17 protein-coding genes and 6 tRNA genes are annotated in these 17989 nt (G+C 36.9%); 3 read left to right on the top strand and 20 right to left on the bottom strand.

The genetic code is table 11. The features are described from left to right. The first annotated feature begins 5 nt into the window (after positions 1-5). Entirely contained in the window at positions 6-623 is a 618-nt protein-coding gene (locus M3210_RS00480) for a hypothetical protein (RefSeq protein ID WP_251510099.1), read from the top strand. 39 nt (positions 624-662) lie between these two features. Here M3210_RS00480 and phoU read toward each other — a convergent pair whose 3' ends face one another. The 11 genes from phoU to M3210_RS00425 all read right to left on the bottom strand — a co-directional run bounded on the left by phoU (position 663) and on the right by M3210_RS00425 (position 8213). Then, positions 663-1319, bottom strand: coding sequence for a phosphate signaling complex protein PhoU (phoU, locus tag M3210_RS00475; RefSeq protein ID WP_251510097.1), 657 nt, complete (start codon positions 1317-1319; stop codon positions 663-665). A 111-nt stretch (positions 1320-1430) separates the two neighbouring features. Next, positions 1431-3581: a peptidoglycan D,D-transpeptidase FtsI family protein gene (locus M3210_RS00470; protein ID WP_251510096.1), complete on the bottom strand. Its 2151-nt coding sequence runs from the start codon at positions 3579-3581 to the stop codon at positions 1431-1433. 189 nt (positions 3582-3770) lie between these two features. After that, positions 3771-4382: a superoxide dismutase gene (locus tag M3210_RS00465; RefSeq protein ID WP_251510095.1), complete on the bottom strand. Its 612-nt coding sequence runs from the start codon at positions 4380-4382 to the stop codon at positions 3771-3773. A gap of 263 nt (positions 4383-4645) precedes the next feature. Next, positions 4646-4721, bottom strand: a tRNA-Phe gene (locus M3210_RS00460). A 206-nt stretch (positions 4722-4927) separates the two neighbouring features. Further along, positions 4928-5020: transfer RNA gene (locus M3210_RS00455), tRNA-Ser, on the bottom strand. Between the two features lie 10 nt (positions 5021-5030). Beyond that, positions 5031-5107 (bottom strand) — tRNA-Ile (locus M3210_RS00450). A gap of 14 nt (positions 5108-5121) precedes the next feature. Beyond that, positions 5122-5197 (bottom strand) — tRNA-His (locus tag M3210_RS00445). Positions 5198-5390: 193 nt separating this feature from the next. Continuing rightward, positions 5391-5464, bottom strand: a tRNA-Met gene (locus M3210_RS00440). Position 5465: 1 nt separating this feature from the next. Then, positions 5466-5540, bottom strand: a tRNA-Asn gene (locus M3210_RS00435). Between the two features lie 187 nt (positions 5541-5727). Further along, positions 5728-7359, bottom strand: coding sequence for a Na/Pi cotransporter family protein (locus tag M3210_RS00430; RefSeq protein WP_251510094.1), 1632 nt, complete (start codon positions 7357-7359; stop codon positions 5728-5730). 227 nt (positions 7360-7586) lie between these two features. Continuing rightward, complete coding sequence (locus tag M3210_RS00425; protein WP_251510093.1) at positions 7587-8213, bottom strand: NfeD family protein; 627 nt, start codon at positions 8211-8213, stop codon at positions 7587-7589. 92 nt (positions 8214-8305) lie between these two features. On the opposite strand from M3210_RS00425, the gene M3210_RS00420 reads away from it, so the two are divergent. Further along, entirely contained in the window at positions 8306-8599 is a 294-nt protein-coding gene (locus tag M3210_RS00420) for a hypothetical protein (RefSeq protein ID WP_251510092.1), read from the top strand. A 51-nt stretch (positions 8600-8650) separates the two neighbouring features. Here the strand turns inward: M3210_RS00420 and M3210_RS00415 are convergent, their stop codons facing one another. Then, positions 8651-8971: a hypothetical protein gene (locus tag M3210_RS00415; RefSeq protein WP_251510091.1), complete on the bottom strand. Its 321-nt coding sequence runs from the start codon at positions 8969-8971 to the stop codon at positions 8651-8653. Between the two features lie 132 nt (positions 8972-9103). Here M3210_RS00415 and M3210_RS00410 point away from each other — a divergent pair, with 132 nt between their 5' ends. Beyond that, positions 9104-9388, top strand: a complete 285-nt coding sequence (locus M3210_RS00410) for a DUF2624 domain-containing protein (protein WP_251510090.1) — start codon at positions 9104-9106, stop codon at positions 9386-9388. Positions 9389-9430: 42 nt separating this feature from the next. On the opposite strand, the gene M3210_RS00405 is transcribed toward M3210_RS00410, so the two are convergent. The 8 genes from M3210_RS00405 to dnaG all read right to left on the bottom strand — a co-directional run bounded on the left by M3210_RS00405 (position 9431) and on the right by dnaG (position 17669). Continuing rightward, a complete protein-coding gene (locus M3210_RS00405) occupies positions 9431-10321 on the bottom strand; it encodes a deoxyribonuclease IV (RefSeq protein ID WP_251510089.1) in 891 nt (296 codons plus the stop codon). A gap of 24 nt (positions 10322-10345) precedes the next feature. Continuing rightward, entirely contained in the window at positions 10346-11659 is a 1314-nt protein-coding gene (locus tag M3210_RS00400; RefSeq protein ID WP_251510088.1) for a DEAD/DEAH box helicase, read from the bottom strand. A 36-nt stretch (positions 11660-11695) separates the two neighbouring features. After that, positions 11696-12811, bottom strand: a complete 1116-nt coding sequence (locus tag M3210_RS00395) for a Nif3-like dinuclear metal center hexameric protein (RefSeq protein ID WP_251510087.1) — start codon at positions 12809-12811, stop codon at positions 11696-11698. Beyond that, positions 12804-13520: a tRNA (adenine(22)-N(1))-methyltransferase gene (locus M3210_RS00390; RefSeq protein ID WP_251510085.1), complete on the bottom strand. Its 717-nt coding sequence runs from the start codon at positions 13518-13520 to the stop codon at positions 12804-12806. The genes M3210_RS00395 and M3210_RS00390 overlap by 8 nt, the downstream gene beginning before the upstream one ends. Before the next feature lie 70 nt (positions 13521-13590). After that, a complete protein-coding gene (gene cccA, locus M3210_RS00385) occupies positions 13591-13974 on the bottom strand; it encodes a cytochrome c550 (RefSeq protein ID WP_251510084.1) in 384 nt (127 codons plus the stop codon). A gap of 98 nt (positions 13975-14072) precedes the next feature. After that, positions 14073-14621: a hypothetical protein gene (locus M3210_RS00380; RefSeq protein ID WP_251510083.1), complete on the bottom strand. Its 549-nt coding sequence runs from the start codon at positions 14619-14621 to the stop codon at positions 14073-14075. An 82-nt stretch (positions 14622-14703) separates the two neighbouring features. Further along, complete coding sequence (rpoD, locus tag M3210_RS00375; protein WP_251510082.1) at positions 14704-15822, bottom strand: RNA polymerase sigma factor RpoD; 1119 nt, start codon at positions 15820-15822, stop codon at positions 14704-14706. Positions 15823-15854: 32 nt separating this feature from the next. Beyond that, a complete protein-coding gene (dnaG, locus tag M3210_RS00370) occupies positions 15855-17669 on the bottom strand; it encodes a DNA primase (protein WP_251511084.1) in 1815 nt (604 codons plus the stop codon). Positions 17670-17989: the final 320 nt, after the last annotated feature.

Genomic DNA, 17989 nt, shown 5'->3' with positions numbered 1-17989 from the left:
TATGTATGAAACATACAATGCGAGCATTCTCTGTAGGTTTAGTTACTGCAGGCCTCATATTACTTGGTGTATTTTACTTCACTGGGGGAGATAATAGTGGACAAGCAGATTTAAACACAGAGGAAATGATTACAAAAATTGAAGAAGATGGTTATCGCGTGATAACTGAAGAGGAGTATATCAGTTATTCAGTAGCTTCTACTCAACAAGATAATTCTAATAAAAAAAATGCTGAAGAAACAGTAGATGATGAAGATGCTTCAGAGGAAGATAAGTCTACTCAGAAAGAAAAAGCCGATTCATCTAAAGACGATAAAGAGAAAGAAAAGCAAACTGAAAAAGCTTCCGAGAAAGACAATGATAAAAAGGAAGACAAAGAAAAAGAACAGAAAGAGAAAAATAAAGAAAAACAAACCGCTTCCACAGTAACGTTTACGGTGGAACCAGGAATGGCATCTTCCCAAATTAGTGACATGCTTGAAGATCTAGGAATTATTGAGGATGCTAAAGAGTTCAGTAAGTATCTAGATGAGCATGATTATTCTTTACGTATACAAATGGGCAGCCATGAATTAGAGACTGGCATGTCCCATTACGAAATTGCTGAGCGGTTAACAAATTAAAAAAATCCAGTGCCCAACATCAGGGTACTGGATTTTTTCTTAATTTATTTTAGTGCTTTTTCCTTTTACTAAGTAAAGTATACTCTCTCCAATGTTAGTGATGTGGTCAGCGAAACGCTCTAGATAACGGGCACAAAATGCCACTTGCATGACATACTGGATTTTATCAGGATTTGTTGCAGTTTCTCCCAACAACTCACTTACAATCTGTTTATACATCTTGTCTACTTTATCATCTGTTTCGGCTAATTTAGTTGCTATAGTGATATCTTCATATTTAAAAGCATGCATTGCCGTTTTCAACATTTCCATTGTAATCTCATGCATTTGACGCAAACCTTCTGGAATGGTCGTGTGGTTTTTATCTAAATGGATTGTCGCCTTTGCAATATTTTTAGCATTATCCCCCATCCGCTCAATATCTGTAACGACACGTAAGTACATAATAATCCGCCGCAGATCTGTAGCAACCGGCTGTTGTTTTGCTATTAATAAGACAGATTTATCATTTATATCATCTTCAAGATCATCAATTTTTTTATCTTCTTCCAGTATCTCTTTTGCTTGGTCTATACTTTGATCATATAAAGATTCAACCGCCTTAGTAAGGGCTTCTCCAGATAAATTTGCCATCGTAATAATATCTGATTTTAATTGATCCAACTCTGTTTGAAATTGTTCACGTGTAGTAGTCAATATCCTTCCTCCTATCAATGTGATTTACTTAATTATACAGGAAGATTATTAAAACAGTGTTAATTTTACGAAAAATCTAATTTGAAGGATAGATAGGATGAGATAATAAAATTACTCATCACTATCTTCATTTGAGCCATCCTCTGAATCTTCCTCATCTGCCTCTTGCATTTCGAAATAAGTATCAAGAATACGTTCAGCTATCCGATTACTAACATTCCCATCTTCTTTGGCATTAATACCAATATTAGGTACAATTACCGCAAAAGCTACTTCGGGATCGTCTTGAGGAGCATAACCAACAATACTTCGGTTAATTGTTTTATATTCAACTTTATTTTCCCAAACCGAATGTTCCGCAGTACCGGTCTTTCCAACAGCATCGTAATCTTTCCCTGCAAAATAGCTATATGCAGTTCCACCTTGCGATTGAAATGCTTGTCTAAAACCTTCTTGAACACGTGCCAATTCAGATTCGCTCATTTGAATTCGGTTCAAGTATTCCGTATTAATACTTTTATAAACAGGACCTAATTCTTCTTGAGATGCAATAGGTTCCCTAATTTCTTTGACAAAATGCGGACGAACCCGATAACCACCATTTGCAATGGTTGATACATACTGCGCTAGTTGTAATGTAGTATATTGATCATATTGGCCAATGGCAAAGTCCATTAGTAGACCGGCATTCGGTTCGGACTTACCAACTAATCCTGGTTCCTCATATGGAAAATCTACTCCAGTGGGACCTCCAAGTCCAAATTGACGGAAATAATTTCTGAATTCCTGCCACGCATTAATATCAATAGACGTAGGACTATTATTCGGGAAAGGAATACGTGTTTCTCCACCCATTTGTAAAGCAATATTGAACATATAAACGTTGGATGATTGTTTTAGTGCTTTAATATCATTTGCATAACCAATATTTGGGTTTAAAGATCTTTTTGGTGGTGTACCTTTAATTTGTATCGGTTTATCATAATAAGTTGTTCCAGGTTTAATTACTCCCGACTGAAATCCTGCAAGAACTGTCGCTCCCTTAATACTTGAGCCTGGAAGATAGGTTGCTTGAAGATTTTTATTCGCCGCGTCTACAACTTGATTCTTTTCACGATTATATGTCTTTCCTGATACGGAAATCAATTCACCAGTCTGCGGATTCATGACTACTGCTAAGGCGTCATTTAAAAATTTGTTATTATATGGATCAAGCTTAATTGCCTTCTCCAATTCCTCTTCTAGAATCCTGTCAACTTCTTGTTGAAATTCCATATCCAAGGTAAGGACAAGATCCTTTCCTCTTTCACCCTTCACTATCGTCTCCGAGTCAATGATTACCCCTGTTTTGGTTGTTGTATATTCTATTTGTTCTTTTCTTCCTCTTAGAACTTCCTCATATTGTTTTTCTAAACCACTCGTCCCTACCCGGTCATTCCTACTATAACCACGAGACATATACTGCTGAATTTCATCTGCTGGAATACCGGCTTCATGGGAAGTAACATTTCCTAAAATGGAGCCGCGGAGTGTTTGATCATATAGATACTCCCGATCCCAATCCGTCGTAGCATTAATTCCAGGTAATTTATCCAGATTTTCCGAGACGAGTGCATATTCTTCTGGGGTTACATTTTCATTTTTTACAATTTGCGGTGTTAGAGAATAAGCTTTATCAAGTTCCTTTTTGATTCGGATTACTTCCAGCTCTTGTTTCGTAAAGTTCTCTACAGCTACATCTTCATCCGGTATAGAATCCAAAACTAGACGGTATAGTTCAGCATTGGAGAGATCTTCCTTTTTTTCATCAGGAATACGTTCTTCATAAGTCTCTTCCTGTTCTTCAGTACTTTTCCCTTCGTTTTTTTCAAGGTCCTTAAGATAAACATATTCCCGTATATCTCGATCAGTAATCTTGTCTAAGTATTCTTTGCTGTCCATTGAAATAAATTCTGCTAGTTTTTCAGCAACTTCCAGTCTATCTTGTGCTTGCACACCTTTTGGCGGCGTATATGTAATGGAATATAACGCCTTATTATCGACTACAAGATTGCCATTCGTGTCATAAATTTTCCCACGCGGCACTGGTATCTTAGTTATGTCTTGAATAGTCCGGTCAATTTCTTCTTGAAATTCCTCCCCATTCAATATTTGCACAACCCCTAGCTGGAATATAAGGGCAGAGAACAATAAGAAGATAATGAAAAAGATAATATTCGTTCGAAAGGGAAGCTGTGCTCTTTTTTTCTTCTTTTCTTTCATAATGATTCCCCTCTGTTAATTTTTTTACAGTTTATTATCATTTTATTTTACCATAGTATCTTAACATTTTCGTTATTTTCGATGAAATTTTGAAGGATTAATAATAACAGTAGATGTAATAGAGGACTTATTAATTTTCACCGTAAAAATAAAACGCGGGGAAAAGTTCCCCACGTTTCAAAGAATTATTTATTTAGCTTCATTATAGCGTTTAGAAACTTCTTCCCAGTTCACAACATCCCAGAAAGATGCAATGTAGTCAGGGCGTTTGTTTTGATATCTTAAGTAATATGCATGCTCCCACACATCAAGACCAAGAAGTGGAGTTTTCCCTTCCATTAATGGAGAATCTTGGTTTGGAGTACTTGTAACTTCAAGTTCACCATTGTTAACGACTAGCCATGCCCAACCTGAACCAAAACGGCCAGTTGCTGCAGTTGAGAATTCTTCCTTGAACTTGTCGAAACTGCCAAATTTCTCATTAATTTTATCAGCTAATTCACCAGTAGGCTCTCCACCACCATTAGGAGATAGGATTTCCCAGAACAAGCTATGGTTAGCATGTCCTCCACCATTGTTACGGACAGCCGTGCGAATGCTTTCAGGTACTGCATCCAAGTTGCTGATCAGCTCTTCAAGGGACTTCTCTTGTAGGTCAGCATGCCCTTCAAGTGCATTGTTAAGGTTTGTAACATACGTATTGTGGTGTTTCGTATGATGAATGTTCATAGTCTCTTTGTCAAATGATTTTTCTAGTGCATCATATGCATACGGTAATTCTGGTAATTCAAATTTTGCCATATCTAATCTTCCTCCCTAAAAATATATTTATTACCTATATATGTAGCGTATCAAAGCTTAAAAATTGTTGCAAATTTTATGCACCTAATTTATTATTTTAAACAATTTTAATCAAAGCTATAAATTAACCAAATTTAAAGTTGTTGCCTCAATTGGAATTCTTCAGTTCGATTATCTTCCACTTTTCTCGAGTAGTGCTTTTTATAGCAGTTATAAATAATAATTATTAAATAAAAAAACAAGCAATAAGCTTGTTGTTCAAATGGTGGCTCGGGACGGAATCGAACCGCCGACACACGGATTTTCAGTCCGTTGCTCTACCGACTGAGCTACCGAGCCTTTATAGTATTTATATAGAGTTTGTTTCTCGCTTCATAATGGTTTCGAAGCAAATTCATAGATGTTTGTTGCTCGTCGTGTTGCAAGCACATGCAACGATGCAGCACTCCTCGCAAAGCTACAAAGAAGAATATCCAATGAGGTTTACGCTTTGCTCTACCGACTGAGCTACCGAGCCAATAATTTTATGTTTTAAATATATGTAATGGAGGAGGTAGAGGGATTCGAACCCCCGCGCGGTTTGACCCGCCTTTCGGTTTTCAAGACCGACCCCTTCAGCCAGACTTGGGTATACCTCCGAATAAAAAATGGTGGACCCTGCAGGACTCGAACCTGCGACCGATCGGTTATGAGCCGATAGCTCTAACCAACTGAGCTAAGGGTCCGTTTTATAAATATATGGGGCGACCGGTGGGAGTTGAACCCACGAATGCCGGAGCCACAATCCGGTGCGTTAACCACTTCGCCACGACCGCCATCATAGTAAGATTACTAGCTTTTGTATAAATAAAACATCATGCAGATTAATGTCGAAAGATACGTGGCTCTGTGTTTATATTTCTAAACTTTATTAGATAGCCGAGAACGCGTCATCGCGTTCTCAAACTTTCTAATTTCGGCATCGAAGCAAGTATCATTTACAAGACCTAGCTTCTTAGCCTTCCTTTATAGCGGCGGAGGGGATCGAACCCACGACCTCACGGGTATGAACCGTACGCTCTCGCCAGCTGAGCTACGCCGCCATGGCTCCACAGGTAGGATTCGAACCTACGACCGATCGGTTAACAGCCGATTGCTCTACCACTGAGCTACTGTGGAATAAGAATTAATTTTAAGAGTCAACAAGATATAATTTATCATGTAGGAAGAAATATGTCAACATCTTTTTGTCTTTTCGTCAATTTTCCTGTAGTACATTAAAAAATATCCAAGACTTATTATACATGATAAATTAAAAAAATGCATTTAAATTATGAGGAGGAAACCCTCCTCATAATTTAATGCATCAATTTTCTTTTTCTAATATCTCTTCTGCAATATTAACCGCATGGTCACCAATGCGTTCTAGATTACTGAGCATATCAACGAATACAATACCTGCTGTTGCACTACATAATCCTTCATTTACACGAATGATATGTTTCTTACGGTAGTTTCTTTCCATTTGGTCAATCTGATCTTCCTTACGAACAACTTCTAGTGCTGCTTCTCTATCGTTATTCTCAAGACTCTTTACCGCTTGTTTGACCGTTAGAATTGTTAAGTCAAACATCACATTCAAATCTTCCATTGCTTGTTCAGTCAAATTGACTTTATGTGAAATTCTATAGTCGTTCAGTTCTATAATATTTTCGAAATGGTCTCCTATCCGTTCAATATCTCGTACGCTATCCATTAAAAATGTGTGTTTATCTCGTTCCATTTTTGTCATGGAATCTGCAGATATATCAACAAGATATTCCGTTACTTTTTGATCAAGGTTATTGATCGCTCCCTCAATCTGCATAGCAAGTTCTGAATGCTTCTTATCAGAAGTTGTCGTATACTTCAACGTTTCATCCAGCCCATGATAAGCATACTCTCCCATGCGCACTACTTCTTTTTTGGCTTGTTCTAATGCAAGAGAAGAAGATTGTTGTATTACTAGTGGGTCTAAATGCTTTGGCTTATATTCAATGACTGTATCCTCACCTGGAATCAATTTGGTAACCAACCACGCTAAACCACCGATAAACGGAAACTGAATAACCGTGTTGAGAATGTTGAATGATCCATGAGCAAATGCAATAGTCATTTGAGGATTTAATGATAATTGACTTTGTAGAAATGCAACATAGGAAGTAAATAACCCTAAAAATACCAGAAAAATAACTGTTCCAATCAAGTTAAAGACAACGTGAGTTAACGCTGCTCTCTTTGCTGCTATTGAAGCACCTAAAGAAGCTAAAATTGCTGTAATGGTTGTTCCGATGTTATCACCAAACAACACTGGCAAGGCAGCCTTTAGTTCGATGGCACCTTCTGCAAATAGCCCTTGCAGAATACCAATAGTTGCTGATGAGCTTTGAACAATTAATGTAAATACAGTTCCTATTACGACTCCTAAAACAGGTGTGTCACTCATACTGACTGTTAATTCATGAAAAGCTTCCAACGACCGTAGTGGACTCATTCCGCTACTCATGAGTTCCAGTCCAAAGAATAATGCACCGAATCCAAATACTGCTTGTCCGATTGCATTTACTTTCTGGTTCTTAAAGAAGAAAATCAACAAGCTACCAACCGCTATTATAGGTAGTGCATATTCACCGATATCAATCCCAATGATAAATGCAGTAACTGTAGTCCCAATGTTTGCCCCCATAATTACACCAATAGCTTGTCTTAACGTCATAAATCCTGCACTAACTAGTCCGACGGTAAGAACTGTCGTTCCAGAGCTGCTTTGAATTAATACTGTTACTACAATCCCTGCTAGTACGCCTAAGAATGGATTACTTGTAAATCGATCAAGAATGTCCCTTAGTCTATCTCCAGCCGTACGTTGTAGCCCGTCTCCCATGAATTTAATACCTAGGAGAAATATCCCTAAGCCACCAATAAATTCAAATATAAGCGACTGTAAATCAATGTCCAATCATATTCATCCTTTCGAGCATAAAATACATTCTTTTCGAAATCACCCTATCTATTATTAAATTAAATGTACCAATTTGTAAAGTGTTGTTTATATATTTTACTTTATTTTAATACAATATCCATTTTTTATTATTAATAATCATTATTCGACACTTAATTGTTGAATAATATCAAAAAAAATGCTTACCCTAATAGGGTTAAGCATTTCCTGATATTAACTGCATATTAACTTTCTTCCACTTGTATTTTTGTACCATCTACGGTTACTACAGTAACTTTTGTATCTTTTTTGATCCATTTTCCATCTGATTGAGCACTGTATGTTTTTCCTCTGACCTTAATCGTCCCCACAGGACGTAAATCGGTCATTGTAATTCCTTCTTCTCCTAGCAGCTTTTGATACTCCATGTTCATGGAATTATACCCAGCCTCTTTACTAAGCTGATCTTTAAGAGCAATTTTCGTCCACATCTCTCTCTTTTTGAATACTTTGAGAAAGAAAAAGGCACCTCCAGTTCCGATTATCACTCCAATGATAGCATATAACGCAGTAGTCAAGTCAGGGGCTGCAACACCTACTGCTGTTAACATGGTTACGAGCCCGATGGTGGCAAGAGTTCCATCATTAACTATTTTACCATCTATAACGATCAGTACTAATCCAACAAAATAAATAATAAGCATAAGTATAACCGAATCAGTTCCTGCATAAGCACCAAAATAAACGGAAATAAAGCCAACTCCAAGTAATGCAAAGAATCCGCGCATATTAACTAATACTTCACCAATCAAAAAAAGTGTACCAAAGAAAGTAATAATTAACCCAATCCATTCATAATCAAATATCGCCATAACAATTCCCCCTTTCAGTAGTACTACGTATTACATTTTAAATTTGTTTCAAATAAAAAGGTGATAATATGTCCGCTTTAAAGAGGTTTTCTTTGATTTTATTATTTTTCTTGATCATTTTGAGTGTAATGGATGACTTATCAAAACCTAAATCTGTAACGCATGATAAACCAGCTGAATCAAATGTTCATACCGACTATCAGATTGCTCATATTAAGGTAAAACCAGGTGATACAGTTCTTTCCATTACAGAATCGATTAATGAAATGGATGAACTTGATATCGATAAAATTGTATCTGATTTCGAATACTTGAACCCGGGTACCACAAGCGAGACAATAATTCCTCATTCATTTTACTACTTTCCATTATACAATGATTTCTAATAATTAGCATAAGAAAGAGGTTGCGTGAACAACCTCTTCTACATTCTTCGGTTATATGAATAGTCGAAGTATGATGGATAGCACACCAATACCTATTGCAATATTACCTAGTGTGTCAGCGCCTTTACTACGAGACATAAACCCAAGGACAATTCCCGCTACAGCCAATAATAGCGGCCATATTAAAAAGGAAAGAAAGGATAAGACAATCCCTATCCATCCATAGGTGCTGATGGTCTCTGTTCCTTTATTTACACCAACATCCCGACCTACAATTTCTGCTGCGTATTCTTCATCATATCTGCGTTTGTCGTTATCTTCGCCTCGATGCGGAGCTGGCTGGATGTCGGAGCTTCGTTTATTTTCATCCATAGTTTGACCTCCTCTTATAGTTGGTGCATCTTTATTTTATGGAATCAAAGCATACTTATGATGTTATTTCCTGGCAAGAATGGGTGTGGTCCTGCATAACTTACGTATAGAAGGATAAAAAGGAGGAGGAACATGTCTTTTTTTATTAAAGAAATTGTTAAAAACAGGTTAAGACAGCTTACTGTCAATGAACTCTTACATTACGCAGGAGAATATGGTTTTTCAATAACAAGAGAGGAAGCTCACCATATATTGCATTATTTACAATCAAGTGACCTTGACATCTTTTCCAAACAAGCGATGGATGAGGCATATGTAAAATTAGCAGAGATAACAGATCAGCAAACAGCAAGTAAAGCTAAATTGTTATTCGAACAAATAGTTAAAAGCTATGGACTTGAGGATTATTTCAAATAAAATAGACGCAAGCACCCAATCATGAGTGCTTGCGTCTATTTATTATTGCATAATTAGTTCTTTCAACTCCGAATTAAAGTTTCCATCCTTAATCATTTCAATCTCATGTTTATACGGAGCCTTTTTGTTCTTCTTATCCTCACCAACATAAGGTGTTTCTAGAATCTTCGGCAATTCACTCAACTGAGGATGGTTAATGATATAATGCAAAGCATCAAAACCAATATGGCCAAATCCTATATTTTCATGTCGATCTTTCCTAGCTCCTCGAGGGTTTTTACTGTCATTAACATGAACAACCTTAATTCGGTCGACACCAATAATCTTGTCAAATTCATTTAATACACCATCAAAATCATCTACAATATTATAACCTGCATCATGTATATGACACGTGTCCATACATATAGATAACTTTTCATTGAACGTGACTCCATCAATTATGCGTGCAAGCTCTTCAAAAGTTTTACCGATTTCAGATCCTTTTCCTGCCATCGTTTCCAAGGCGATTTGAACCTGATGTTCTCTCGTTAATACTTCATTTAAGCCTTCAATAATCTTCTTTATCCCTTCATCTTCCCCTGCCCCAACATGTGCACCTGGATGGAGGACAATCTGGTTAGCCCCGATTACTTGTGTGCGTTCCATTTCACTACGAAGGAAATTCACTCCAAGTTCAAAGGTAGCTGGCTTTTGTGTATTACCGATATTTATTATATATGGAGCATGTACAATGATATCTGAAATTCCATGCTCTTCCATATGTTTTTTTCCAGCTTCTATATTCAATTCTTCAATGGGCTTTCTTCTCGTATTCTGTGGTGCTCCTGTATAAATCATAAACGTATTCGCTCCGTAGGAAATAGCCTCTTCACTTGAGCCTAAGAGCATTTTGCTTCCACTCATGGAAACATGTGAACCAATTTTCAACAAATCTTACACCTCTCCTATATATAATTATTTCTTTTTATATTTTTTGTTGCCTAATCTTCGTTTTATATTTTCTTGTTCTTTTTTCATTTTCTTTTTATAACCAGGCTTCACTTTCTTAACTTTCCTCACTTGCTTCCAAGCTTCGTTTTCAAGGTTCGTGGAAGTATTTTTCCTTAATTTTCTTGTATTCCAAGGCTTGGCCTCAACAAATTCTCCATTATTAATATCTACATAGGAAATCTGCAACCCTTTTTTCTCTAGCTTTTCAATTAATGGGAGATCTTCTTCAGTATAAAGGCTAATTGCAGTTCCTTCTAATCCCGCCCTTGCAGTACGACCAACCCTGTGGATATAAAATTCTTCTTCCTTTGGTAAATCAGCGTTTATTACATGACTGACCCCTTTAATATCAATGCCCCGGGAAGCGAGATCCGTACAGACAACATATTCATAACGTAAATTTTGTATCTCTTTTAAAACACGTTTTCTCTCTCTTGGAGCTAGACCACCATGGATGATTCCTACATTCAAGCCTTCACTTAACAATTGGTCAACTAAGGAATCTGCTTCCTTTTTTCCGTTAGCAAAGATCAATGCAAGATAAGGTTGGATTGTATTGGAAATTCCCTTGATCAGCTCTCCTTTGTCACGATGTTTCAAAGCTATAAAACGATGCTCCATCGTTTCTGGAGAAAAATGCTCTTCAATCTTTACATAGGTAGGATTTTCCAAGTATTTCTTAAAGAAATGTTGCAACTTCTCAGGAATTGTTGCGGAGAAAACTAGGATTTGAATATCACTTTTAGCTCTTACCAACAACTGGTCAACCTCTTGGATAAACCCTAAATCAAGCATGAGATCTGCCTCATCTACAACAAATGAGTTAGCGGAATAAATGGACAATGCTTCAGATTTCACCATATCCAAGATTCTTCCAGGCGTCCCTACAACAATATGAGGTGGGGTTTTTAACTTGTCAATCATTTTCTGTTTATCAGTTCCACCGATTAATAATTTACTACTCCAGACTCCATCCTTTCCAGCGTAACTGATCACTTTTTTAACTTCTTCATAAAGTTGGGTAGCCAATTCTCTTGTTGGAGCTGTGATAACAAACTGTACTTCTTGCTTCGTGCTATCCAATTGTTGAAAAAGAGGTAATAAAAAAGAATGTGTTTTCCCAGATCCAGTACGAGACTGACCGATTACACTCTCTCCTGCTAAAATTGGAGGAATTACTTTTTGTTGTATCTCTGTTGGTTTTTTAAATTGTAATTGATCAATTACCTGAAGTATATCGGACCCTATACCTAAAGATTCGAAGTTTGAATTTCTCATTATTTGTACTCCTTCTTTGCCTTGCACTAATTTCTTTTATATATACTGAAATGGATCAGTGTTCGTATCGGAAACTATAATTTCCACATTATTTGACGCTAATTTCTTTTGTAGATAGTCTTTGATTTCCTCTTTCATTATCTCTTCAATGTAATGTCCAGCATCAATAACAGCCAATCCGATTTGAATAGCTGTTTGGGCTTGGTGGAAGCCAAGATCTCCTGTGATATATACATCAGCGCCAGCTCTTTTTGCTTGGTGTATATACTTTTCCCCACTTCCTCCAATAATAGCTACTTTTTTAATCTCTTTTTCAAGATTACCGGCTACCCGCACATGATTGAGACCTAGCTGTTGTTTCATCAACTTAACATAATCATCGAGGATTATTCTCTCCGATAGGTCACCGATTCTACCCAGACCGTACTCCGCGCCTTCATTAGCCAACTCTATGATATCATAAGCCGGTTCTTCATAAGGATGTGCTTTTAAGACTGCTTTCTTTACTTCATTCAACTTACTCTCCGTGACCAGCACTTCAATCTTCGCTTCATCCACTTTAGTGATTTCTCCTACTTTGCCAATATATGGGTCAGCCCCCTTAATTGGTTTAAAGGAACCTATTCCCTTTATTTCAAATGAACAGTGGGAATAATCCCCTTGTTCCCCGCCACCTACATCACCAATAACGTTTTTTATCGCTTCAATATGACTAGTAGGAACGTAAACAGCAAATTTGTACATTCTTTCTTTCCCTAAAGATATAAGTGTTTTATTGTTTTGAAGTTTCAAGCGCTTCGCAAGCATATCATTTACTCCAGATGCAACAACATCAAGGTTCGTATGTGCGGCATAAACTGTAATGTCATGGCGAATTAATTTAGATATTATTTTTCCTTCAGGAGTATCGACATTGATTCGCTTTAATGGATTAAAAAACAAAGGGTGATGTGCAATAATAAGATTTACGTCTTTTTCTATTGCTTCATCCACAACAGATTCTACTACATCCAAGGTTATCATCACTTTAGTTGCCTTTTGATTAGCTGAACCAATCTGTAAACCAACATTATCCCAAGAATAAGCTTTCTCTTTTGGAGCTAATTCCTCAATCAGCCTAAAAATAAGCGAATTCGTTGGTACATCAACCATGGTTTAATTCCTCCTCAATCCAAGATAATTCTTGTGTAAATTTCTTGATTTTTTGTTCGTCAGGTTGGGCTGCTTGCTTCATTTGTTCAATTACAAGCTTTAATTTACTAGCTTCTTCCCGCCATTTTTTTAAGAATATGGAAGATTTTTCTTCCATTAAATAAGGCCCCAACAGTAATTGCTTCTCTATCATTTCGGACTTGTATGGATGTACTCCATTGCGGTCTGCAACTAAAATCTCGTAGATATGACCATTTTCCTCCAAGATTCTTTCAGCAGTTAGATCAAATTGATGTTCATTAAGCCATACCCTGATTTGCCTTGCATCAACGTTGGGTTGAAGAATTAAACGGTTTACCGTGGAAAGTTTCTCTACACCCTTATCGAGAATGTTTGTAATGAGCCCTCCACCCATACCAGCAATGACGATCTGCTCTATATGATCATCTTCATTTATAACTTCCAATCCATTTCCAAGTCTAACTACAATTCTTTCCTCTAGGCCTTGCTTTGAAACGTTCTTTTGTGCGCTTTCAAATGGGCCGCGATTTACTTCACCTGCTATTGCTAATGCTTGTTCATCATGTAAACATACGAAACAAGGTAAGTACGCATGATCGGAACCAATATCCGCAAACTTGGCCCTTTTAGGAAGAAATTCAGCTACTGCTATTAAACGCTCGGAAAGCTTCAGATTATATTGTTCCATCGTCCACTCCTTTTGAAAAAGAAAAGCTTTCTGTTATTCAGAAAGCTTCTCCATTTCCTTTTATAGATAATTATTGTTTTTCACTCAACCAAGTTGCAAGAGCATCTAACTCTTCACCTTGAACAGCAGGAATTGCAGGCATTCCGCCTTTACCATTTTGAATAATATCTTTGATCTCATCCACTGAATAAGAAGCTCCTACAGTTGTTAATGCAGGACCAGCACCACCGGATAAGTCAGCACCGTGACATGCAGCACAGTTAGCTTGGAAAACAGAGTCTGCATCTCCACCAGCCGTTTCGCCCGCTGCGCCATCTTCTGTCTGTTCAGTATTTTCTCCTTCGCCACCATCAGCGATATTTTGTTGTTGGTTTAATCCGATAACCGAAATAATGATTACGGCCACAACCCCAATTATAGCAATAATTGCATATGGCATTACCGCGTTTTTCATTTTGTTTCCTCCTTATGTATTACCATTTTCTATCTATAAAAAGACTATATATAGTTTACTCTAAAATCAATAACTTTAAAAGAGAAATGATATGAAAACTAAAGAAAATAATAGACAAGTACAAAAATTATCCCTATTATTCCACTAATCAACATATATTTAAATTTAGCTAAATATCCTAAAATTAACCATAATAAGAAATTCATTAAGACAATTCCGGTAACGACAAATGCGCTGCCAGATAACAAGTCCCCCACTAGAATCGTTGTTAATAAGAACAGGAACAAACTGATAATTAAAGCCGAGTGAAAATAGAGACGTCTTTTGTCATTAAAGGAGAATGTACACCAGAGAGAATAACTAAGCAATAAAGCTAAAATAACCAGTTGCAAATAGATATGAAATTCAGTAAAATAGATTACAACAAACGAAAAGGGAAGAAGTAAATACAGTATAACTATTTGAAAGCGCTCTATTAACGTCAAATATTTATTGTACCCTTTGTAATCTTGCGTAATGACATCTGTCATTTCTTCACCATTCGTATACAGAGCAAGCAAGTAATTGCAATAGTGTTCAGGAAGTAACCTATGTTGTTTCCAATACTCAATTTCCTGAATAATTGTAAACCTGCGTTCTTCTTCCATCCGTATTCACCCCGTATGTTTTGGAAATCAAGCAATAATAGCCATTGCTTACACTAAAAGTGTAAACAATGACCATAATTGTTTAATCATCTAAAAAGTCTTTTAATCGTTTACTACGGCTTGGGTGACGCAGTTTTCTCAATGCTTTAGCTTCGATTTGTCGAATACGTTCTCGTGTGACACCGAAGACCTTTCCTACTTCTTCCAAGGTCCTTGTCCGACCGTCATCCAGTCCGAAGCGGAGGCGAAGAACATTTTCTTCACGGTCTGTTAAGGTATCAAGCACATCTTCCAGCTGTTCTTTCAACAGTTCATAAGCTGCATGATCAGATGGCGAAATAGCCTCCTGATCTTCAATGAAATCGCCTAAGTGGGAATCATCTTCTTCACCGATTGGCGTCTCAAGCGATACTGGTTCTTGAGCAATCTTAAGGATATCTCTGACTTTATCCGGTGAAAGTTCCATTTCTTTTCCAATTTCTTCAGGAGTTGGTTCCCTACCTAAATCCTGTAATAATGAACGTTGGACACGAATTAACTTATTGATCGTTTCCACCATATGCACTGGGATACGAATGGTTCTAGCTTGGTCAGCAATTGCACGCGTTATAGCCTGACGAATCCACCATGTAGCATAGGTACTGAATTTAAACCCTTTACGGTAATCAAATTTCTCTACTGCTTTAAGCAGACCCATGTTACCCTCTTGGATTAAATCAAGGAATAACATGCCACGTCCTACATACCGTTTGGCAATACTAACAACAAGTCGCAAGTTGGCCTCTGTTAACCTACGCTTCGCTTCTTCATCGCCTTCTTCAATACGGGATGCAAGCTCAATCTCTTCTGCAGCAGATAATAGGTTTACTCGACCAATCTCTTTTAAATACATACGAACAGGATCATTTATTTTTATACCCAAAGGCACACTTAAATCGTCCGTATCCACTTCTTCTTCTTTAGCAATTTGTTGCATGCTTGGATCATCTTCTGATTCTCCAATCACTTCAATTCCTTGTTCACCTAGGTACTCATAGAACTCATCCATTTCATCGGATTCAATCTCGAAATTCGATAAACGGTCCGCCACCTCTTCATAGGCTAATGCACCGCGTTTCTTTCCAATTTCGACTAATTTATCCTTTGCCATCTCTAATGTCATTTCAGTTTCTTTGGTTTGAGTCGGCTTCTTTTCGGTCATGAGTCCCCCTCCTTCCAACAATTTAAACTTGATTATTTCTTTGAATTTCTTTTGATTTCTAAAATTTCTTGTGCAATCTTAGCAGCGGTGAGTGGATCACTTTCTTGTTCCGCTACTCTCAATTTTTCTTTTAAGGTTTGGATAATATTTTTGTCACTCGATTCTGCTTTAACAATGTTAATATAATCGGAGAGTGCTTCTTCACTAACTTCTTCGATTTCAGAGGTCATTGATATTTCAGTGACAACCTTTTTCAAATTATCATCACTAAGATTCTCAATGAATTTACTAATATCTGGAGAATTTCTTTCTTCATAAAAAGCATATAAGTGGGTGACAATTATTTTATGCTCATCAACCTCAAAATTTGCTCCAATTTCCTCTTGAATACGTTCTGCTACCCATTCACTTTGCAACATATGATATATTAATTTTCTCTCTGCATTGTGATGGGCTGGAAGTAGTTTCCGGTTTCTAGAAAAATTTACAGTGTTATTAGTATATCTGTTCTGAAGCTTATTATCCGGGTTATTCCCGTTTTTTAATCGGAATACTTCCAATTCTTCCTTTAATGCATCTAAAGACATCGAGAATTCTTTACTTAATTCCTGTAAGTAATATTCCCTTTCCAGCGAGCTTTCAACCATCGCCAACTCTTTAAGTATTTTTTGGATATAATCTAGCCTTTCCGCTTCAAGGCTTAAATTATAATCTTTTTTAAAGTAGCGCATGTAAAATGTCATGTAAGTATCGCTGGCTCTTAAAACTTGACTCTTAAATGCTTCAGCACCATTTTGTTTAATAAAGCTATCCGGATCACTTCCGTCTTTCAAGTAAGCAATTTTAACTTCACAGCCTGCTTTTCGGAGGATGTTAGCAGCTTTATAACTTGCCTCTTGACCTGCAGCATCGCCATCATAACAAATAATGACTTGGTTTACATAGCGTTTCAACAAACTCGCCTGAGATTCAGTCAACGCAGTACCAAGCGTAGCTACAACGTTTTTTATTCCTGCCTGGTACGAAGCAATTACATCCATATACCCTTCAAACAAAACTGCTTCATTTTCTTTCCGTATGTGCCTCTTGGCAAGGTCAAAATTATATAGGAGTTTTCCCTTTTGGAATAATTCACTCTCAGGGCTATTTAAATATTTTGGACCTTGTTCTTGGATTGCTCTTCCACCGAATGCAACGGTCTTTCCAAGGTGGTTACGAATCGGGAAGATAACACGACCTTGAAATCGGTCTGAAATTGTATTGTCCTCCCTTAAGGTTACAAATCCGGCTTTAATTAATAATTGTTTGTTGAAACCCTTTTTTTCCAAGAACTTTACAATGAAATCCCTTATATTAGGGGCGAAGCCTAATTGAAAGGTATCGATAGCCTCATCATCGATTGAACGCTCACTTAAATAATTATATCCTTCTTTACCATCTTTCGTATAACGGAGCAAGTGATGGTAAAGTTTTGTGAGCCATTCATACGCTTCAAGAACACGTTGATTTTCTTCGGAATAAGAGGACTTTTTCTCGCCACCTGTATCGGGAAGTTTGATTCCAGCCCGGGTTGCAAGAAGCTCTAACGCTTCAAAAAATGAGAAGCTCTCTATTTCCATTAAAAATGTCACTACATTTCCGCCTTTTCCACATCCGAAACAGTGGAAAATTTGCTTTTCCTGTGTGACTGAAAAGGAAGGTGTCTTTTCTCCATGAAACGGGCATAACCCAAAATAATTCCTTCCCTGTTTCTTTAATTGTACGTATTCTCCGATAACGTCCACAATGTCATTGGCTTTTCTTACTTCTTCAATAATTTCTTCAGGTATTTGACTCAATCTAATCACCAAATTCTATCTATCCTGTAAGATCATTAAACTCCTTTATATTACGACATTTTTCTACATAAAGATAATTTACTGCTTACATTTTTGACTCAGAGAATTACTTTTGTTCTTTTCTTTCCATTCATCCACATGTAATTTAATCATTACATAAATCTACATTTATTATAGAAGTTTCTTCATTTAAGAAAAAGTAGAAACATGGAAATACATATTTTTTAGTAATAACTAAATTTTTCTTGCTCTATAGTTGTTATTTCTATATTACAAAGCAACATTCCTTCTTTTTTTTGAATGTTTTACTTTTCAGAATATAACTAGCT

This window comes from Oceanobacillus luteolus (assembly GCF_023715655.1).
Classification (GTDB): Bacteria; Bacillota; Bacilli; order Bacillales; family Amphibacillaceae; genus Oceanobacillus; species Oceanobacillus luteolus.
The sequence above is the reverse complement of the archived record's forward strand: the minus strand, read 5'-3'. Positions and strand labels throughout refer to the sequence as shown.